The organism is Ferrimonas sediminum, from assembly GCF_900100175.1.
GTDB classification, from domain to species: domain Bacteria; phylum Pseudomonadota; class Gammaproteobacteria; order Enterobacterales; family Shewanellaceae; genus Ferrimonas; species Ferrimonas sediminum.
In genome coordinates this window covers 45913-65980 of the sequence record NZ_FNEM01000021.1, presented here as the reverse complement: position 1 = coordinate 65980, position 20068 = coordinate 45913, and the positions used below count along the sequence as shown (strand labels likewise).

Below are 20068 nucleotides of genomic sequence, written 5' to 3'. Positions count from 1 at the left end.
AGTGGTGGGTCGTGAAGGATTCGAACCTTCGACCAATTGGTTAAAAGCCAACTGCTCTACCAGCTGAGCTAACGACCCACTCGATTGCCGTTTGAGATGCCTCATCCGACGGGCGGCTATAATACCAATTTCGCTTTGGCGTGCAACTGGAAATCTGTCTTTTTTGGCCTTTTGCGCACAAAAACAACTAAGCGGTCAAAAAAGAGATTCTGCAGCCAGTGAAATTAGCTAACTTAGCCTTTTGACAGCTCTTTTTTCGCCAATTTGGCGGCATTAGAGTTGCCATATTCTTTCACCACGCGATTGAAATATTGCTTAGCGGCGGCCTTATCTCCGCTCTCGGCGGCGATCAGTCCCAGCTTCAACAAAGAGTCGGCGCGCTTGGCGGAATCAGGATACTGAGAAACAACGGTATTAAACGCCGTGGTGGCTTCAGTCAGTTCGCCCTTGTTGTACAGCAACTGCCCCAACCAATAGTGCGAGTTAGCAGTATAGGAAGACTGAGGGTAGTTTTCGATAAACTGACGGAAAGCCGGAATGGCATCGTCGTAACGACGCTGCTTCAGCACCAGATCCACCGCCTGCTGATAGGCTTCGGCTTCAGACAGGGACAGGTTCGGTGTTGTTGCAGTCGCACCGCCACCGGCGGCAGGTGTGCCCGCTGCAGGTAGGGAAGCACCGCTTTTCAACTGGGTCTCGATGCGGCTCAGCTCTTGATACAACTGACGCTGGCGCTCGACCATCTGTTGAACCTGATACTGCTGGCTTTCAATTTGGCCACGCAATTCAGACACTTCTGCCTGAAGCTGATCAAACATCTGCTGCATCTGCAGTTGAGCCTGGTTGCGTGCTTTCATCAGACGCTCAAGGCGGCTAACGCGGGAATTCAGATCGTTGCCGGAAAGAGACGGAGAGGGGTTTTCAGCTGCTTCTATAACGGGAGCGGGCGCAGCCTGAAGCTGCGCCCCCATGAATAGAAGAGCTGTTGCAATAACAGCTTTCTTCATAAGTTAACCGTATCGATTAGTAAACCAGTACCGCGCGACGGTTCTTAGCGTGAGCGGCTTCGGTAGCGGAACCGTCCAGAGGCTTCTCTTCACCGTAAGATACGATGGAGATTTGAGAGGACAGTACGCCCAGGCCCTGCAGGTAACGGGATACCGCTTTAGCACGACGCTCGCCCAGGGCGATGTTGTACTCAGGGGTACCACGCTCATCGGCATGGCCTTCAATCAGAACTTTAACACCTGGGTTTTCAATCAGGTAGTTTGCGTGAGCTTCCAGCAGTTCGCCGAACTCAGCCTGGATGTCGCTGCGATCGAAGTCGAAGTACAGGATGTGCTCTTTACGCAGTTCCTGATACTTCAGGCGCTGTTGCTCAGCAGGAGTCAGTACTGGCTCAATGGCACCAGTCTGTACACCGCTGTCCACGGCTTGTTCATTGGTAGTGTTACCAGTCTGGGACTGGCTGTCGCTATCAGAGGTACTGGAACACGCTGTCAGCGCCAGTGCCGGTACAGCAATCAGCATACCTTTGAGTAGGCTATTCAGTTTCATCTGAGTTTTCCTTTTAAATAATCTCTTTCCAATCAAAGATAAGGCGACCAAGAAGGCGCTTTTACACTGCCTACCTGAGTCGGAATTCGCGCCTTAAACCGGCCGTCCACCGACACGGCAGCCAGAACCTGGCGGCCATTGTGACTCGTCCCATAAATGATCATGGTGCCGTTAGGGGCAACACTCGGGGATTCATCCAGATAGGTTTCGGTCAACACATCCATAAAGCCGCTAGTCAGCTCCATGCGAGCAATGTGGTAACGTCCGTTGGTCCGGTTCACCATCACCAGGTAACGACCATCCGGTGTAATGGAACCACCGAGGTTCCATTCCCCCTGGAAGGTCAAACGCTGGATCCTTCCGGTATCCAAATATACGCGATAAATCTGCGGCCGACCACCCCGTTCAGACGTGAAAATCAACGATTTACCATCCGGGTGCCAGCTAGGTTCGGTGTCGATGGCATAATGGTTGGTAATGCGCCTCAGCGCTTTGCTGGCCAAATCCATGACGTAGATCTCAGAGTTACCATCTTTTGACAGACTCATCGCCATCTGTCTACCATCCGGCGACCACGCCGGCGAACCATTGATGCCCTCGAAGCTGGTCAATCGCTGGCGCTGCTGAGTATAGAGATCCTGAATGTAGATCTCTGAGCGGTTCTTCTCGAACGACACGTAGGCCAACTTGCGGCCATCTGGCGACCACGAAGGTGACATCAGCGGCTCTTTGGAGCGCAACAGCACCTTTTCGTTGTAACCATCATAGTCGGCTACCCGAAGTTGAAACTTGAATGCATCGGCGTCGTCCACGGTTACGTAGCTGATGCGGGTCAAAAACGCCCCTTTGATACCGGTCAGCGCTTCATAAACCAAGTCGGAGATGCGGTGGCCATACTGGCGGAACTGGCTGCCCCGAATCACAGTATCGCGGCCTTCCAGGATATGATCCTGGGTCTGAACCAGCTTGCCGTTCTGCAATCCTCGACTGTCACCACCGGTCATCTGTGCCCGCACCAGATCCACCAGCTCAAAACTGACCTGATACTGATCCGGGCCAAACTCGCTGACCTTGCCAACGACCACGGCTTCGGCGCCGGTGTCGATCCAGGCCTTGAGATTCAACTCGGCAGCCGAGCCCACACGGCTGGGCATCAGCCCCTGGGCAATGGGGTTAAAAGTACCGGAACGACGCAGGTCGGAAGAGACCACGTCGGCGATCTGCTCAGGCATCGCGCCCTGACCTTCCCAGACAAAGGGCACCACGGCAACGGGCCGGGCCGCATCAATGCCTTCGGTAATCACAATTTCCAGCGTGGCCCGGGCCGGCATCGCCACCAGGGTGAACAGCGCCAAACACGCCATCATTACTCGTTGTTTTAATCTCATCTGGCCTTTCACTATTGCTCTGGTTGTACCGTTAGGTTGATATCTTTCATCTTGGCGTAGACGTCGGCTTCCGGCGACACCGGCAACTTGCCAGCGGCGTTAATGGCCGCCTGAGTCGCCCGGCAGACGCTGGTGTCGCCATCCAGGGTCTTACTGGAGATGACAAAGCCATCGGGCGCCAGTTTAATGTTCACTCGGCACTCTTTACCACGCATGCTGGTGTTGGTGCGCAGGTTGCGCTGAATGGTCTGGCGAATCAGTACTTCGTAGCGCTGAACCTCCGACAACACCTGCTGGTTGCGTGCCGCCGACAACTGCGCCTGCTCGGCCGCCAGTTGATCGGCCAACTCCTTCTCACGGGCACGACGGGCGGCTTCTTCGGCTTCTTTTTGCTTACGTTCCTGCTCTTTGCGCTTGCGTTCGGCTTCCGCTTGCTCGGCTTTGCGTTTGCGTTCTGCCTCCGCCTTCTTAGCGGCGTCTTCGGCGGCCTTGCGGTCCTGCTCGGCCTTCTGCTTGGCCGCTTCCTCACGCTTGCGTTGATCCGCCAGCTTCTTGGCTTGTTCCTGCTCTTTCTTCTGCTTCAGCCTGGCTTGCTTGGCCGCTTCATTGGCCTTCTTGATTTCCAGCTCTTTGTTCTTGCGATCCCGCTCCAGCTGACGCAGCTTTTCCTGCTCGGCTCTGCGCTTACGCTCCAGCTCATTCTGCCGTTGTCGCTCTGCCGCCGCTGCATCCGCCTTGGCCTTCTTGATTCGCTCGACCTGTTTTTGTACCTGGGCCTGATCCACGACGACCGCCTGCACCACCGGTGCACTGGCCTGGGGTTGGGGCTTCGGCTTGGATTGAAAATTCACACTCAGCGCCAGTAAGGCAAACAGGCCCACGTGGGCCAGCAAGGAGATAATGAACGGCAGGGTCAGTTTCTGTTGCATCTACTGCTCCGCACTCTCGGTCATCAATCCCACCGACGGCACACCGGCTTTCTGCAGGCTGACCATCAGTTGAATCACTTCATCATACGATACCTGGCGATCCCCTTTGACCACTACCGGCCGCTGGGGATCGAGCTGTAGCTCTGCCGCCACCAATGCCGCCAATTCATCGAGCATCAGCGGGCGATCGTCCTGCACACTGCCGTTATCGAGAAAATATTGCGCTTCGGCGGTTATCGACGCCACCAGGGGCGGCTTGGAGTCCCGCTTCAGCGGCTCCGCCTCGCCCTGGGGCAGATCCACCTTGACCCCCTGGGAGATAATGGGGGCGGTGGCCATAAAGATGATCAGCAGCACCAGCATCACGTCGATATAGGGCACCACATTGATTTCGGCAACCTTACGCCGCCGCTTGCGCTGGAAGCCTTGCATCAACGCCCTTCCTTATCGCTGAAGGCCTGCCGATGCAGAATACTGGAAAACTCTTCGATGAAGTTGATGTAGCTGTTTTCCAGCTTCTCCACCTTGGTGGAGTAACGGTTAAAGAAGATCACCGCAGGAATCGCCGCAAACAGGCCCATGGCCGTTGCAATCAAGGCTTCGGCAATCCCTGGAGCCACCATGTTCAGGGTGGCGTTTTGTACCGCGCCCAGGGCGATAAAGGCATTCATGATGCCCCAGACGGTACCAAACAGACCGATGTAGGGACTGGTGGAGCCGATGGTGGCCAGCAACGACAAATTGGACTCCAGCTTGTCGACCTCACGGGACAGGGCCACCCGCATCGCACGCTGAGACCCATCCATGATGGCCCCACCGCTGGTGGCGGTCTGGCTCAGGCGCATGTACTCCTTGAACCCGGCGGTGAACAGCAACTCCATGCCGGTGTTGCGATCGCCTCGGGAGGACAGCTCTTGGTACAGGCGGCTCAGGTCGACACCGGACCAGAAGCGATCTTCAAATTTCTTGGCATTGGCGGTGGCACTGTTCAGCACGTTGCGGCGCTGAATGATCACGGCCCAGCCGGTAATGGACAACAGCAACAGCATCAGCATTACCAGCTTTACCAGTAAGCTGGCTTCCAGAAAAAGATTGATAAAGGAAATTTCAGCTGACACCCGTTAACTCCTGTTTAATATGCGAAGGGATCGCCACCGGAGTGAAGCCGCTGGCATTAATGCAAACCACCTTGACGTCGGCCTGGCAGTAGCGCTGTCCGTCGTCGTCCACCAGAGTCTGGCTGAACACCATGCTGGCTCCGGCCATCTTGGCAATTTCGGTCTCAACAGTCAGGTGTTGGTTAAACCGGGCCGGACGAACAAAATCGATGTTCATGTTACGCACCACAAACAGGATATCTTCAGCCATCAGCTGATCCTGCTCAAAGCCGTGCTGGCGCAACATCTCTGACCGGGCGTGTTCGAAGAAGTTCAGGTAATTAGCGTGGTATACCACCCCGCCTGCATCAGTATCCGAATAGTACACTCTGATGGGCCAACGAAACGCCATTTCCCTTCCTGTTCACTGTCTAAAACCTGTTGGAATGACTGGCTACTATACCCCATGACCCAAAGTGATGGCAGTCCAGAAATGCGAAGTTTGAGTTTCAAATTGCGTCAGTTAACAAAAAAGGGAGGCCAAGCCTCCCCAATCGAACAGTTACTGAGCAGCGGTTACTGAATCTGCTCAGGCAACGTCAAGCCGAAGTTGTGCCACAGGAAGGCGTAGATGTCCCGGAACTCGGCGATCTTCATGGCGGTGGGTTTACCGGCGCCGTGGCCCGCTTTGGTTTCAATGCGGGCAATCACAGGCGCGTCGCCCTGCTGCTGATACTGCAGCTCGGCGGTAAACTTAAAGCTGTGCGACGGCACCACCCGATCGTCGTGATCGGCGGTCATCACCATGGTGGCCGGGTACGCCTGCTTCACCACATTGTGCAGCGGCGAGTACGCCAGCAAGTAGCCAAAATCCTCGGCATTATCGGCACTGCCGTATTCCGAGGTCCAGGCCCAGCCGATGGTGAATTTCTGGAAACGCAGCATGTCCAGCACGCCAACCGCCGGCAGCACCGCCGCAAACAGGTCCGGACGCTGAGTCAGCGCCGCGCCCATCAGCAGGCCACCGTTACTGCGCCCGTACGCCCCCAGCTTACTGCTGTTGGTGTAGTTCTGGGCGATCAGATACTCCGCCGCAGCGTAGTAATCGTCAAACACATTCTGCTTCTTCTCCTTCATGCCGCCCTGGTGCCAGGCTTCGCCATACTCCGCCCCACCACGCAGGTTGGGAACCGCGTAAACCCCGCCCATGTCCAGCCAGGCGATGGTCGCCGGAGAGAAACGCGGAGTCAGGGAGATGTTGAAACCACCGTAGGCGTACAACAGGGTCGGATTGTTGCCGTCCTTCTTCAGGCCCTTCTTGTAGGAGATGATCATCGGCACCCGGGTGCCATCCTTGCTGGTGTAGAACACCTGCTCAGACACATAGTCGGCCGGGCTAAACGCCACATCCGGGATATTGTAAGCGCTGACTTCGCTGCCGTTGAAATCGTAGCGATAGACACCGGTCGGATGGATGTAGGAGTTGAACAGGAAATACATCTGCTGATCATTACGACCGCCACTGATGCCGACCACCCGGCCGGCTCCGGGCAGTGCCAGGGTCTGCTGCAGCTTGCCCTTGAGGCCATACACCTGCACCTCGGCCAACACATCTTTCAAATAGCTGACCACAAAGCGGTTGTTGATGATGGCCGCGGTGTAGATGGTGTTATCGGTCTCGGCCACCAACTCGCGCCAGTTGGCTTTCTGCGGCTTGTTCAGGTCGACTGCGATGATGCGGCCTTTCGGAGCCTGGTAATCGGTCTTGAAGTAGAAGGTATCGCCGTCGTTGCCCAGGAACAGGTACTCGGCTTCCAGCTCTGACATCAGTTCAACGGTATTGCCGGTCGCCAACTCCTGATAGAAGAAACGGTTGCGGGGATCGGTTCCCTGAGACACGGAGATAAGCAAGTACTTACCGTCGTCAGACAGTTCGGTACCAAAGCCCCAGTCTTTCTGATCCGGGCGGTGGTACACCAGGGTGTCCTCAGACTGGGGGGTGCCCAGCTTGTGGTAATACACCTTCTGGAAGTAGTTGGCCTGCTCCATCTTGTTGTCGCCGGCCGCCGGGGCGTCATAACGGGAATACCAGACCCCCTCGCCCTGTTTGTCCCAGGTAGCGGAGGAGAATTTAATCCACTCCAGCTTATCGGTCAGCGCCTCACCGGTGGCGATATTGATGAACTGCCACTGCTGCCAGTCGGAACCGGACTGTGAGGTGCCATAGGCCAGCCACTGCCCCTGGTCACTGATGCTGACACCGGACAAGGCGATGGTGCCATCGGCGGAAAAGCCGTTAGGGTCCAGCAACACCTTGGCATGGTTGCCGCGCTTGTCCGCTCGGTACAACACCGACTGGCTCTGAAGGCCGTCATTGCGATAGAAAAACTGATTGTCGCCTTTGACTTCCGGCGGGCTGAGTTTCTCGTAATTCCACAACTGGGTGATGCGATCCTCAATCACGGTGCGATTTGGGATCTGGGTCAGATATTGATCGCCATAACTCTGCTGACGTTTTACCCACTCCGCGGTCTCGACGCTGTCCAGGTCTTCCAGCCAACGGTAGGGGTCAGCCACCTGGGTACCATGAAGGCTCTCGGACACCGTACTGCGGGCGGTTTGGGGTGCAGCACTGTGCTGCTCCTTATCCATCGACTGGCACCCGGTCAACAGGGACGCGGCCAGCATAGAAAATGCCAAAATGCGCATTGTTATTCCTTTATTATGATTTTGTAGACCGGGTCACTATAACCAGCCGTTGGATTTCAGCCAAGAGCGATCGTTTTCAATATTATTTTTGCTTACACACATAAACCTATGTGACCCAGCGCCCACTTTGCCACGAACTGTGCCCGCATCCCTTAGTGTCCGGCCATTCAAGTTCAATTCCGGCCCTCCCTACGACCGAAACAGCACCAAAGTTAAATGAGAAAAACTAATGCAAAAAAGCAATTTTTCTTGGTTGTCCCAAGGGAAAGGGTTGCCATAGAATAGCGGTCATTGAGGAGATAACGACTCTCCGAGTCAACGATTTCCTACTGGGGTGACACCTAAGCAAGGTCAACCCAGGAATAAGGTTCTTTTGCTTAACTTCCTTCTTTTTTGTTGATTGCTATTCTGCCCGCTGAATTTCAGCGGGCTTTTTTTTGCCTGTCATTCAGGCTATTGCAGCACCTTGGCCGACAGACGTTGCTCAATCACGATAGCGATTAACCACCACCGTCCCGTTTTGTAGGCAGTCCATACCGGCCCCCTCCCAAACCGTAACGGCCAACGGCGGTCGCCATTACCGGCGGAGTCCACCCAACTTCAGGCCGGCGCTCCATAAACCGCAGACAGAAAAAAGCCCCGGCCAAACCCGGGGCTTTGACTCAGCTGAGGATCAGACTGAATCTTAACTCGTGCCTTACAACCAGTAGGCCACACCGATCATATAGTGATCATCCTCATACTCGTGGTAGCTGGCCTCCAGCAGCAGGCTGAATTTATCCCAGAAGGGGTAGTCGTAGCGTAACGCCACATCGTAGAACTCGTCCGCCGGGCTGGACTCGTCGCCGTAGCCGTAGTTCTCGGCATCGGTAAACCAGCCACCATGCACCACCAGGGTGCTGTCTGCAAACAGCGCCACGGAGTAATTCAACTCGCCGTACCAGGCTTCCACATCTTCGTCGTAGTTCACCGTCGCACTCAGGCTGCGATAGTCGACGGATACCGTGTACTCCAGCGTGTCCCCACCGTCACCAAAGGTATACTTCATGGCGCTGAGGCCCATGCCCAGATCGTCATTGAACATGTGGTAATAGCCACCGTAATAATCGATCTCATAATCCTTGATCTCGGCACCGCCATCCTCATAGCGGTAGGTTTCGTAGGACACGCCACCATAGAGGCCCAACTCATGCTCCAGCATAAAGTCGGATTGTAACGAGGGGTTATCCAGGCTGATGCTCTGCCCGCGCCACAGGTAGTTGCTCAATCCCATCATGTAGCCCGATGCCGACACCGGCGCCTCGGCTGCCAGTGCCTGAGAGGCGACCAGAGTCAGGGCAATTGCAGTTAGTTTTTTCATTATAAGTACTCCAGGTTCAATTAATGCTTAGGCAGACGGGAGTTGGGCACGATCCACTGCTGTTCCGATACTGGATCCAGTACCCCCAGCTGCACATCGCTCTCCTTGAGGAAGATGTCGTTATCAGTGTTATGGCAGTTTTCGCACATCCGCTTGCTAGCACGCGCCTCCGCAGTAGCCAGAGGATTTTTGCTAACAAAGTGAGCGGCAAAAGGAACCCAGTAGGACTTGGTTTCAGGATTCTTCAAATCCACTACGACCTTACTGTCCTTGCTGGCACCAGCAGAGTGGCTCAGAGGAACCAGTTTGCTGTGGGGGTCGCCAGCCACGCTCAAACCCAGTTTGATATTCTCATCCTCACCCACCTGTCCCAGGGCACCCTGAGCAACGCGCTTAAGGGTTTCCCAGGTACCGACCGACTCGGTGTCGTCCTCATGGCAACCGAAGCAGTTGGTATAGGGTTGGGTATGACAGGCGGTACACTTGAGTTTCTCGTTGTGGTTGATTAATGCCGCTTTGCCAGTCAACAATTCGGTGTGATCGGCCACTTTATCCTGGTGGCAATCTTCACACTTAACTTTAATTACATCCCGTTTTTGGGTCTGTTCATAAGGTCCTGTCTTGGTTCCGTTTGGCCCTTCGTTATATAAACGTCCCTCGGGAATGTCTTTAATATCCCGACCATGGAACTCCTGTACATCGGAGTGGCAATCCAGGCAGGTCATATTGTGTTTCGTTACGTGGGCGTCGACCTCTCTGTGAGTTTCGGCATTTTCGTAATGGCAAGTTTCGCAGGTTTTTTCAGTTTCCGGCTGCTTAATAAATTCGTGTTTATTTAACAAACCACCGCCGGCGAAGTCAGGCTGGCTCACGTGACACTGTCCGCAGGTGGCGTGGCAACTGTTGCAGCCCTCCTCCGGATAATGATGCATCTCGTCGAATATCTCCTGCGCATCCGGGGTCTGCGCCAGGCGCTCCACCAACCCCTTGGTGACGCCGTTGACGGTATAGTGCAGAGAGTGACGGAAGTTGGTCACCATCTCCTCACCATGGCAGTCGCTGCACACCGAACCGCCATCGGCGGTGGGGTCAGCCTGAATGGCCGGGTGCCAGGATTTGGCCTTATTGCCATCGGCCTGGTGGCAATCGCTGCAGTCAAGCGCACTGTGGCTGGCCATGGCATCGACGCTCACCTGAAGCTGGGCTGCCCGTTGCCCCGCGTCCAGGTCACCGGTAGGCAGTTGTTTCTTTTCAATCATTTTTTGCAGCAGTTTGGCGTTCTTATGGCAATTGACGCAATTGTCCTGAGCCAGCGTTGTGGCACTGAACAGGGCAGCAACAACAGCCAGACAAACCAGCGGGTTGTTCGTTTTCATCATCATTTCCTTTGTATTGCAGCGATGCCCTGGCTTAATGACCGGCATTAAAACCAAAGTTCTCAGCAATAAATACAGTTATATTACTCTTATCAAATCACTGTTCGAAAATATTACGTCTCGAATTCATGACTGATGTTTTCAAGCAACTTTGAATTACCAATCAAATAATTCAACTGTATTGTGGCGCTCCATCATCGACATCAACCGTGATAGTAATCACACACGCGGATATTCAAATATTAAAACTGTTACCTTATTCCGAATATTAAATTGGCGGGAAAAGCGTTTCCCATATTCCGAAACCAACCCCGGTAAATCATAATCTGAACCAAAATTGAGACCCTGCCAACACCTCCTTGACACTCATGAACAAAAGTTTCACCCATTAAAAGCGGTTACGCCACTCCAAGACTAAAAAACGGTTCAAAACCGATATCGAGCACAAAGATAGCAGAGAGGCGAATAAACAGGATGACACCACGACCTGCGATGGCGACGGATTAAGGGGGCCGAACAACATGGTCTGCAGTAACAGGAGAGTAATGGCCGGCGCGAGTCAAGCATACCGGCCACCGGAGTGGATCAGTAGAAGAAAAAGAAGCCTATCAACAGCAACACAATCAGCAGGGTACTGGCAGTTACCGGGTACAGCAGGTAACCATCGCCGGCCCGCCGGGCCCGCATTAAACTCAGTTTTAACAGAAAAAACTGCAATAGAATAATGCCGGCGCCGGCCAGGGTGCCGGCCAGAAAACTTAAGCTGTCGATTTTCATCAGCAGCAAGCCGGCCACCAGCCAGTTAACCAGAATCAGGTACAGGAAAACCTTCTGCAGCCGATCCGGGCCATTGCGGACAAAAGCCGGTCCTTGCTGAGTCGATTTGCCATTTTGAGTTTGAGGAGAATCAGTCATTGTATCTCAACCTGGATCTGTTGGACTCGGCTCGGGAACGGGCCTGCTGCATCTGTTGGCCACTCAGGCCATGCTGGTCGAACAGGGTCTGCTCCCCCTCGTCACTGAGAATAAACAGTTCGATGCGTCGATTCCGGGCCGCCATGGGATCCGCTTCATCGAACAGCATCTGGTCGGCATAGCCGGCGACCTGCAGCACCCGTCCGGCATCCACACCACCGATCACCAACGCCCGGCGCGCCTCCAAAGCCCGCATCGACGATAACTCCCAGTTGGTCTTACGATTACCGGCAAACGGTGCCGAATCGGTGTGACCGCTGACAATAAAGCGATTTTTCACCGGTGTCAGAATCTCGGCCAGCGACAGCATCAGGTCTTCAAAATAGGGCTCCATCTGATTACGGCCGCGCTTAAACATAAATTGATCCGACGAGTCCTGAATCACGATTCGCAGCCCCTGCGGCGTCATATCGAAGTCCACGTGTTTGGCAATTTCGCTGTTCTGGGTCACGTCACGCACTTTCTGAGCCAGGGTCTGCAGCTGAATCTGGGTGTCACTGCTACCCGGTACCATGGCGTTAAGTTCATCGCCCTTGCCGGCCAGCGAGTCCACCTCACCTTCGGGAATGTTATTGAACATCGCCACCCCGGCCTGCTCAGGGCCTGTTCCGGTGGCGGGCACCGCCGCCTTATCGACACTGGGTCTGCCCTCAAAGTCGATGATGGAGCTGTTGACACTGGTGGCCAGGGGGTTGGCGCCCTGTTCAATCGGCGGGCCGTTAAGCTGCTGCACAATGGCTTTGCGCTCCTGCTGATCGGCGATTTGCATCAGCCACATCACCATGAAAAAGCACATCATCGCCAGGGTGAAGTCGGCGAACGCGACCTTCCATGCACCGCCGTGGCTGCCTCCGTGTTTCCGTTTCTTACCCTTTTTAACGATCACTGGCGACTTTCCTTGCTGCATCAAAGTTGTTGTGCCTCAAGCCAACGTTCAACCTCGATAAAACTGGGTCGATTCTCTTGTTGAATCTGACGCCGTCCGGCATCGATGGCCAACAGAGGTGGCTTCCCTTTGGCGTGCATCACCAGAATGGCGGCCATGCACCTGAGTCGAGCGGTATTCCTGTCCACCAAATGCTCCAGAGCGGTGGCCAGCGGGTCGAACATGCAGTAACAGGCGAAGATACCGATAAAGGTCCCCACCAGGGCGGCGGCCACTTTGACCCCGATCATGGTCAGCGGTCCGTCGATGCTGCCCATGGTGATGATGATGCCCATCACCGCCGCCAGGATACCGAATCCCGGCATCGCCTCGGCCACCTTTGACAACGCCTCGGAAGGCCGAAGGTGATCATCGTGGATACGTTCAATCTCTTCATCGAGAAGCGACTCCAGATCGTGTGGGGCCACCTTGGCCATCGACTGCATCCGCAGGTTATCCACCATGAACTGCAGCAACTCCTTCTGCTTCAGCACCGCCGGATACATCAAAAACATCGAACTCTCATTGGGGTTTTCGATGTGCTCATCCAGCACCTTCATCCCCTGGGACTGCAGCTGGCTGAGCAGCACATGCATCAGGCCAAATACCTGCGGGTATAGCTCGGGATCCTCGGACTCATTGGCCCACAGGTCTTTCAACTGCTGCCACATATCCTTGATGACATCGATGGGGTTGGCAATGAACAGCGCGCCAATACCGGCGCCAAAAATAATCACCATCTCCGATGGTTGCCACAGGTTGGACAGGTAACCGCCGTGGGAGGCATACCCGCCGAAGACCGCCAGCAGCAAACCAATAAAACCTAACATTTTTTTCATACGTGTCGTCTCTTCTCGGGGGTTTGCCACTGTTGCAGAACTTGTTGCAACTGGCTGACAGCCAGCTTATGCAACTGGCACACCCTCGACTCCGTCAGCCCCAGGGTCAGGGCAATCTCTTTCAGGTTCAGCTCATGTTGGTAGTAGAGGCCCAGCACCAGTTGTTCTCTCTGTTTCAACTGGCCCAGCGCCTTCACCAGAGTGCGTTTGTCGATAAAGCGATTCTGGCCATCCTGCCCCGCATCCGGTTCCACGCCGCTCTGAAACATCTCATCCAGACTCTGCATCGACTCCGCCTGACTGGCGTACAGCCGCTCTCTGAGCTGTTCCGGTGTCAGTGCCATCGCCTCGGCCACTTCGCTGTCCCGGGGCGGGCGGCCCAGCTCTCTGGAGAGCTTGCGAACGATGTCATTAAACTCATGGGCCTGCTGGCGCACCGGTCTCGGCCGCCAGTCCAGTCGCCTGAGCTCATCGAGAATCGCCCCGCGAATGCGCTTGCTGGCAAAATTAATGAAGCCGCCATCCAGTTCACCCGGGTAGCGGCGCAAAGAATCGAGCAGGGCCATCATGCCGATCTGCTCCATGTCCTGCACTTCCAACATGGTGCCGCAATGGCTACGCAACTGATTGACGGCCTTTTTCACCAAAGGCAGAAACTGACTCAGTTGTTCCGATTCTGAGCCGCTGCGACTCTCACTCTCGTAATTGCAAGCCTGAGCTAACATCGAACCTCCTACTGAACCACCAGGCGGGTAAACAGGACTGCGTCCAGTTGAACGCCAAAACCATGCTCGGTTAACACGGCTTGCAGCGCCTGTTTGGCCTCCTGCTGCAACTGCTCCATGTTATGGGTGCCATTGAGCTGCTCCACCGACTTGCTGCCCATCAACTTGATCATGGTATTTCTCAGCAAGGGGTCACTCTGCAGCAGAATAGACTCAATCCCTTCAGAGGGGGATTGCAGCGCCATCTCCAGCAACAGGTAGCGGGGGTAGCGCTCACCGGGCAGCGAAATCACCAATTTGTCCATGGGGTAAAACTTATCCGGCTCCGCCGCCTTCTCACTGAGGCCGAACGGAAGATCCAAGTCTTCCGGGTTACCGATGCCGATGACCCCGAAGATCACCATGGCGCCGGACCACACCACCAGCACGCTGAGCTGAAGTAGTCGTTTGATTCCTGTCGACATTGCCATTTTCTGTGCCCTTTTCTCTATGCCAACATATCGATGATGTCGTGTTCATCCTCTGACCGGCTCATCTCCTGATGCTCCGCGGCCAGTATGCGCTCGTCCCAACTCTGGGAGTGTTGCTGCTGCTCCGGCTGGTGCTGACCAACGTCCACATCCACCTGCCCGTCGAACTGCTGCATCATCTCCTGACGAAGACGTTCAGCCCCGTTAGCCAGAGCCTCCCGAACCTGCGGATTGGCGGCCTGGAGCTGAACCGAAATCCGATCCCCCTCCTGGCGAATGGTCAACTCGATTCGTCCCAGATCCGGCGGGTCCAACCGCACCTCTGCCCGCTTTATCCCCTGCTCCAGATTGAAGCGAATCTGATCCCCCAGCGGCGCCAGCATCTCTCGTGCCAGGGATGCCTGGTCTCCGGCCTTGGGCACCGTCATCGGCCCCCACACACTGACCGCAGACTGGGTCGTTACCACGCTGACTCCCCCGGCATCCATCACCGCAGCCGGCACGGTTTTACTGTGCGCCGCCGCCAACTGAGCCCGTGCTTCCAGCTGCTCAGGAATCACAGTCACCGGTACAGCCGTCGCCGCCATGGCGGTGGTCACGCCCGGCGGTGCCGCCAGGGTCATCCCTGCTTTGTCCGCCGGTGCCAGCAGAGCCGCCGGGTGCGAAGAGGTGGCAACGGTGGCCTCACTGGCCGGGGCTGCCGTTACCAACGGGGCGGTCGCCAGCCTTGTCACCGGCAGATCATCCCCCACTTCGGAGTGACCTGACAGCAGCAAGCCGGTGGCGGGCACCACTGCAGCGGTAACCGTGTCAGCCAATTCGGGACGGGTTACCACCGGCGCTTGCGCCAAATCAGGCTCAAGCTCAGGGAGCTCCTCGGAATCGGCCATGGAAACCGGCAAATCGAACTTGGCCGAAGCCTCAGCCTCAACGAGCAACAACTCAGCGTCGCCCTCTTGGGATATCACATCCACGGGAGCGAACTCGGTGGTCATCGGCAGTACCAGTTCACTGGCCACCGCCGAGTAAGGTGACGTCGAGGCGGCCATTGGCTGCCCCAGCGGGTTGGCGCTAATACCGCCAGTGTCGGTTGCCGCCCCCGCACCAAACAGGTTAATTGGAAATGCGTTCACCGCTGAGCTCCGTATGTCGGTAGGCCAATGCGCCTTCCCGCTGTAATTGAAATTGCCCCATCTCATCGGCCAGCTGGTCGCGAGCACCGATCAATTGAGACAGCACGTCCCGGTGAACCTTTGCCAACGCCTTGCGGGCCGCCAGCTGCTCATCATTCTGTGGCTTGCCTTCCTGAATCAGCAACGTCTGTAGCTTGCTGTCAATCTGGGCCACCCGGGCCCAATCCTGCTGGGCCGCAAACTGCTGCAAGGCCTTGCCAAAGCGGGCCCACTGCTCAGTTGAGATTTTGCCAACCTTCTCGGACATCGGAGATTACCTTTACTACGGGGTCTAACATCTGGCTGTCATTCTTCATGCTTGTGGACATCAACTGCCGGCTGCAATAGTCGTACAGCTGGTGCAGGTTCTGCGCCACTTCACCGCCATTTTCCAGATCCAGCATGCTATCCAGACCGTGAACAATATTGATGCAGCGCTGAATGCTGTTGCCCTTTTTTTCATACTGCTTGGCGTCGATGTGCCCCTGGGAGCGAGCAAGCTCATCCATCAGGCCATCCAGTAACATTCGCACCATCTCATGCTGGTTGGCGGCGGCGGCCCTGGCATTGAGCGAGGTTTGCTTATAGGCGTTAAAGGGATCTTGGTCGTGTAACATTGGTTTATCCGTTAGTAAAACAATCCGGCTGAGTTGCTCATGGAGCTGATGTAACCTTCCATGGCGGTAAACTGGGCGAGGTAGCGCTCATAGGTCTGCTGCATGCGATAGTTATGACTGGCAATGTCGTCCTCTAGACGCTCGATTCGAGAATCGATGTTGTCTTTTTTCATGTCGATAAAGCCATCACGCTTGGTAAAAGGATCCATCACTTCATCCAATCGGTTCAGATAACCGTTGTCCGAGGTGAACATCTTCTCCACCGACGCAGAGTCACTCTTCAGCGCCTTCTCCAACTTGTCATCGTCGATGGTCAGCTTACCGTTGCGATCCAGTTCGATGCCGACATCGCTCAGACGCATGCCATTGTCTGAAGCCGTGAACAGCACATTCTGCAGAGACCCTTTGAGCATTCGAAGGCTGGCGTCCCCTTTGAGTACACCAAGCTGATCCTCTTCAATCTGCTTCTCGTCCTCTTTATCTGAATCCTCATCGTCGTTACCGATGCTGGACTCCACACCCACCGAGCTACCCAGACTCTGGGTCAACCCGGTGATCTCACTCATTAACTTGTTGTATGAGTTAACAAAGTCTTTAACCGCATCCATGGTGGACTCGGTGTCATAGTCGACACTGATGGTGCTGGATTTACCCGGTTCATGGGTCTCCATCAGCTCCAGAGACACGCCATCGATGACGTCTTCCACAAAGTTGGTGCTGCTGGTGATGTCGATGCCATTCAGCTTGAATTTAGCGTCCTGCCCCACCACCAGATCGGTAAAGCCAAAGGCGTTATCGTCCTGGGTCACGGCGATCTGGTTTGCGGCACCGGTCTCGGTCGAGGTCAACAGCAACTCCACGGTGCCGTCGCCTTTGCGCATCAACGACGCCTGGACACCCATGTCGGCCGCATTCTTGTTGATGTAGTCGCGCAGGCCTTCCACTGTGGCGGTACCACCGGCATTCATAGTGGCGAAATCGATAGTCAACTTGTCACCATTAACATCGATTTCGAACACGCCGGAGGTAGGCAACAGCGCATCTTCACTGGCAAAGCTGGCGGTCACCTGGCTGGCCTGAGCCAGTTGTGAGACCTCAAGTTTATAGTTGCCGGCGGGTGCATCAGGACCAATGGTGACCTTGGCGATGGACTCATCACTGATGCTGCCGGACTTGGCGTTAAAAGCATCGTCACCGAGGGCCTCCAGATCGGCCGTCATTTTATCCAGAGAAGATTCCAGCAATTTGTATGCGTCCAACTGGCTATCGAACTGAGTTTGTCGAGTGGAATAGAGCTGGTCCTTCCCCGCTCTTTCAACGGCCGTTAACTGCTCGGCCCATTGCACTGCTGACATTCCTGAAATCATGGTTTCTCCTCATTGAACACAAGACTATTGCTAGAATCGTGCCATTAATTATTTTCACTTTTAATCAACAAGTTACTTAGAAAAGGGAGGAAGCAGAGTGTCCTGTGGCGGTGTTGTTTCCGATGCTGGGGAAATCGCACTTCCGCCCACCTCACTCTCTTTGGCCCTACTGCCCAACAGCGACCTGACGGCCCGGAAACTTAAACCTGTGTCCATCGGCGCCACCACCAAAATCAGCAGCGCCGCTGATCGGATCGGATCAGGGTTTCTCCCCGATCAACCACGATCTCATCGGATCAAAACCACGATCGCACCCGATCGCCATATCGGAGCTTAATATTTGAAATTAAAGAGATTTTATTCTTGAAAACGCTCAAGGCAATTGCGACAATGAGCAAAATTTCATCAGCAGGATATCTCCATGGCACTGATTCAGTTTCTGGGTATTGCCGCCCTGATTGCGGGCCTGGCTTTTGCTTTTACCTGTAGTGGCCGACCATCAGAGTCGATGGCGACGCCGCGAGACCTGTCCGGGTTTCTGGCGCACCTGGAGCAGATGCATCAACAGGGAATGGTAGATGAGCAGGAATACAGCGAACTCAGGCGCCTGTTTCAGTAGAGCAGGGATTGGGTCTGATTCCGACTGGCGTTTGCCTGAGCCATCAGGCTTTTAATCCGCTGCTGAAACCCTCGTGGATTCAGCAGACTCTGCAGCCGTTGCAGCTGCGACTCAACTTCGTGTTCCGCCAGGCCCCCGTCGGAGGATTCCAGCGCCTGCTGCATCTGCGCCTGGACCCCTTGTGTCATTGTCAACTGGCGTGCCAGCTTCGCCACCACGCCCTGGATTTTCGGTAAACTCTGCTTCATCTCATCGAGGGAGGAGAAGCGCCAGCCTCGTGGATCCTGCCAGTGAAACCGCTCCAGCAGCCGTATCGGTCGCAACTCTCCCGCTGGCAGGCGCTGCCCCTGGCCACGCATGGCTACCTGGCCCTGCAACGACCTCCACAGCGTCGATGGCACACTGAGTTGCGCCACTCCCTGCTCGACACTGAGCTCGATTCCCTCAGGCGCCAGGGCCTGACGAACCACCGATTCCAGTTCCGCGGTCGCGACACTGGCAGGCAGCATCATCTGTAACCACTGCTCCCCCAGCTTCATCTCCACCAGTTCATCCCGGGGACGGGTCGCCAGCAGCGGCACCGATTTCAGTTGGCACAGCCGCGGGGCAGGTTCACCATTAAGAGGAATCAATGTCATTCGAACATCCAGCAATGGCCGGCCGCGGTACTGGCCCGGAATCTGCGCCAGGCGCTCGGCCAGCGCCTGCATCTTCGGACTCAGGGACAGTTGCTGATGTGCCACCCCTTGTTCAACCAGGCGCTGCAACTGGCAGGCAAGCCGCCATACCCGGCTTAGTGTGGCTTCGGCGATCTGGGCGTACACCACCTGTTGATGCTCCCGGGTCACCCGCTCCCACTGCTGATAACAGCGCAACCGGTGCCGGGACAGTGGCGTCGCCGGCGTGGGCCGGCGCCGATCGCCGTCGGTTTTGCTGGCCACCGTCGAGGCCGGTCCGGGCCGCTGCTGTGAACCGACAGGGGTAAGTAAAGAGTCAGAAACCCGGCTAAGCATGGTCTACCTTACATCTCGTTGAACAGAGACAGTTGCGCAATCTTCACATAACTCTGTTGGGCAATTTTCATCGCCACCAGGGAGTTTTCATATTCGGTTTGGGCCTCGGCGTAATCCAGGCCCGACACCTCTCCCATCAACTGCTCGTTAAACAGCATCATGTCGGTGTGGGAGGACTGAATCAGCTCCAGGCTGTTCTGGCGGCCACCGATGCTGGTGACCACGCCGCTGACGCTGGTCAGAGTGTCATCCAGGGTAGACATCATTCCAGACTGCTGAGCATCAAAAGCCGGGTTCCCCGGGGCCAGGGAGGGGTCTTCCAGTACCGCAATGTAATCATTCAGAGCGTTGAAAATATCGTCACTGGCGTTGTTGAAAAACAGCTCATCGCCACTGCTGTTGGCGGTGATCCAGGTCGAGTCCGACACCTGGACCTCCCGAGTGTTGCTGTCGCCGCTGTAGACGTAGTTACCTGAACCATCCTTGGTTACCGGCGCAGTATCAGTCAGGTTACCGGAGAAGATGTAGTTGCCTTTGTCATCCTTGGCATTGGCCATGTCCACCATGGCTTCCTGCAGTTCGGTCAACTCATCGGCGTAAGCCTGGCGGTCTTCATTGGACAGCGAGCCGTTACCGGTGGCAGTAATGATCTCCCGCATTCGATTCTGAACGTCGATCATGCTGGTCAGGTAGCTTTCACTGCGATCCAGGCTGTCCGACAGGGCGCCGATGTTATCGACGTACTGGCTGGTGGCCGCCTGATCCCGCGCTACCGTCATCACCTGGACCGCACCAATGGGGTCGTCCGATGGCTTGAGAATACTCTTGCCATAGGCCATTTTTTGCAACAGCTCGCCCAGATTGTTGGAGTTGTTTTGCATGCTGTACATGTTGTTCAGATACAGCTGTTGATTAGAGACGCGCATTCCC

The 20068-nt window shown here is 55.5% G+C and carries 22 protein-coding genes and 1 tRNA gene; 1 reads left to right on the top strand and 22 read right to left on the bottom strand.

What is annotated here, in order from left to right; all coding sequences use genetic code 11:
* Positions 1-2: 2 nt before the first annotated feature.
* From BLT77_RS17920 to fliD, 20 genes are all read right to left on the bottom strand, one after another.
* Positions 3-78, bottom strand: a tRNA-Lys gene (locus BLT77_RS17920).
* A gap of 155 nt (positions 79-233) precedes the next feature.
* The gene (gene ybgF / locus BLT77_RS17915) at positions 234-1007 is read right to left on the bottom strand and encodes a tol-pal system protein YbgF (RefSeq protein WP_090367958.1); all 774 of its coding nucleotides are present in this window, start codon (positions 1005-1007) and stop codon (positions 234-236) included.
* A 16-nt stretch (positions 1008-1023) separates the two neighbouring features.
* A complete protein-coding gene (gene pal / locus BLT77_RS17910) occupies positions 1024-1557 on the bottom strand; it encodes a peptidoglycan-associated lipoprotein Pal (protein WP_028114972.1) in 534 nt (177 codons plus the stop codon).
* 32 nt (positions 1558-1589) lie between these two features.
* Complete coding sequence (gene tolB, locus BLT77_RS17905; protein ID WP_090367967.1) at positions 1590-2945, bottom strand: Tol-Pal system beta propeller repeat protein TolB; 1356 nt, start codon at positions 2943-2945, stop codon at positions 1590-1592.
* 11 nt (positions 2946-2956) lie between these two features.
* A complete protein-coding gene (gene tolA / locus BLT77_RS17900; protein WP_090367957.1) occupies positions 2957-3874 on the bottom strand; it encodes a cell envelope integrity protein TolA in 918 nt (305 codons plus the stop codon).
* Positions 3875-4309 (bottom strand): protein TolR, encoded by a 435-nt coding sequence (gene tolR / locus BLT77_RS17895; protein WP_090367955.1) that lies wholly within the window; start codon positions 4307-4309, stop codon positions 3875-3877.
* Positions 4306-4992, bottom strand: coding sequence for a protein TolQ (gene tolQ / locus BLT77_RS17890; protein ID WP_090367953.1), 687 nt, complete (start codon positions 4990-4992; stop codon positions 4306-4308). The genes tolR and tolQ overlap by 4 nt, the downstream gene beginning before the upstream one ends.
* Positions 4982-5383: a tol-pal system-associated acyl-CoA thioesterase gene (gene ybgC, locus BLT77_RS17885; RefSeq protein WP_090367951.1), complete on the bottom strand. Its 402-nt coding sequence runs from the start codon at positions 5381-5383 to the stop codon at positions 4982-4984. The genes tolQ and ybgC overlap by 11 nt, the downstream gene beginning before the upstream one ends.
* A 164-nt stretch (positions 5384-5547) precedes the next feature.
* Complete coding sequence (locus BLT77_RS17880; RefSeq protein ID WP_090367949.1) at positions 5548-7680, bottom strand: prolyl oligopeptidase family serine peptidase; 2133 nt, start codon at positions 7678-7680, stop codon at positions 5548-5550.
* A 697-nt stretch (positions 7681-8377) separates the two neighbouring features.
* A complete protein-coding gene (locus BLT77_RS17875) occupies positions 8378-9040 on the bottom strand; it encodes a TorF family putative porin (protein WP_090367947.1) in 663 nt (220 codons plus the stop codon).
* Between the two features lie 20 nt (positions 9041-9060).
* Entirely contained in the window at positions 9061-10416 is a 1356-nt protein-coding gene (locus tag BLT77_RS17870) for a hypothetical protein (protein ID WP_090367945.1), read from the bottom strand.
* A 585-nt stretch (positions 10417-11001) separates the two neighbouring features.
* Complete coding sequence (locus tag BLT77_RS17865; RefSeq protein ID WP_090367943.1) at positions 11002-11331, bottom strand: hypothetical protein; 330 nt, start codon at positions 11329-11331, stop codon at positions 11002-11004.
* Positions 11324-12277 carry a flagellar motor protein MotB gene (locus BLT77_RS17860; protein ID WP_245709989.1) on the bottom strand — a complete coding sequence of 318 codons (954 nt, stop codon included), beginning with the start codon at positions 12275-12277 and terminating at the stop codon, positions 11324-11326. The genes BLT77_RS17865 and BLT77_RS17860 overlap by 8 nt, the downstream gene beginning before the upstream one ends.
* A gap of 20 nt (positions 12278-12297) precedes the next feature.
* Entirely contained in the window at positions 12298-13155 is an 858-nt protein-coding gene (gene motA, locus BLT77_RS17855; protein WP_090367940.1) for a flagellar motor stator protein MotA, read from the bottom strand.
* Positions 13152-13880 carry an RNA polymerase sigma factor FliA gene (locus tag BLT77_RS17850; protein WP_090367938.1) on the bottom strand — a complete coding sequence of 243 codons (729 nt, stop codon included), beginning with the start codon at positions 13878-13880 and terminating at the stop codon, positions 13152-13154. The genes motA and BLT77_RS17850 overlap by 4 nt, the downstream gene beginning before the upstream one ends.
* Positions 13881-13888: 8 nt before the next feature.
* A complete protein-coding gene (locus BLT77_RS17845; RefSeq protein WP_176819379.1) occupies positions 13889-14344 on the bottom strand; it encodes a flagellar basal body-associated FliL family protein in 456 nt (151 codons plus the stop codon).
* A 23-nt stretch (positions 14345-14367) separates the two neighbouring features.
* Positions 14368-15483, bottom strand: coding sequence for a flagellar hook-length control protein FliK (locus BLT77_RS17840; protein WP_176819378.1), 1116 nt, complete (start codon positions 15481-15483; stop codon positions 14368-14370).
* Positions 15464-15790 carry a hypothetical protein gene (locus tag BLT77_RS17835; protein ID WP_090367932.1) on the bottom strand — a complete coding sequence of 109 codons (327 nt, stop codon included), beginning with the start codon at positions 15788-15790 and terminating at the stop codon, positions 15464-15466. Before BLT77_RS17835 ends, BLT77_RS17840 begins: the two co-directional genes overlap by 20 nt.
* The gene (fliS, locus tag BLT77_RS17830; RefSeq protein ID WP_090367930.1) at positions 15759-16139 is read right to left on the bottom strand and encodes a flagellar export chaperone FliS; all 381 of its coding nucleotides are present in this window, start codon (positions 16137-16139) and stop codon (positions 15759-15761) included. The genes BLT77_RS17835 and fliS overlap by 32 nt, the downstream gene beginning before the upstream one ends.
* An 11-nt stretch (positions 16140-16150) precedes the next feature.
* Positions 16151-17494 carry a flagellar filament capping protein FliD gene (fliD, locus tag BLT77_RS17825; RefSeq protein WP_245709988.1) on the bottom strand — a complete coding sequence of 448 codons (1344 nt, stop codon included), beginning with the start codon at positions 17492-17494 and terminating at the stop codon, positions 16151-16153.
* 433 nt (positions 17495-17927) lie between these two features.
* On the opposite strand from fliD, the gene BLT77_RS17820 reads away from it, so the two are divergent.
* A complete protein-coding gene (locus BLT77_RS17820; protein WP_090367924.1) occupies positions 17928-18125 on the top strand; it encodes a hypothetical protein in 198 nt (65 codons plus the stop codon).
* Here the strand turns inward: BLT77_RS17820 and BLT77_RS17815 are convergent.
* Both BLT77_RS17815 and flgL read right to left on the bottom strand, forming a co-directional pair.
* Positions 18119-19138, bottom strand: a complete 1020-nt coding sequence (locus tag BLT77_RS17815) for a hypothetical protein (protein ID WP_143026677.1) — start codon at positions 19136-19138, stop codon at positions 18119-18121. The two genes, BLT77_RS17820 and BLT77_RS17815, sit on opposite strands and share 7 nt — an antisense overlap.
* Positions 19139-19146: 8 nt before the next feature.
* Complete coding sequence (gene flgL, locus BLT77_RS17810) at positions 19147-20064, bottom strand: flagellar hook-associated protein FlgL (protein WP_090367919.1); 918 nt, start codon at positions 20062-20064, stop codon at positions 19147-19149.
* Positions 20065-20068 lie beyond the last annotated feature (4 nt).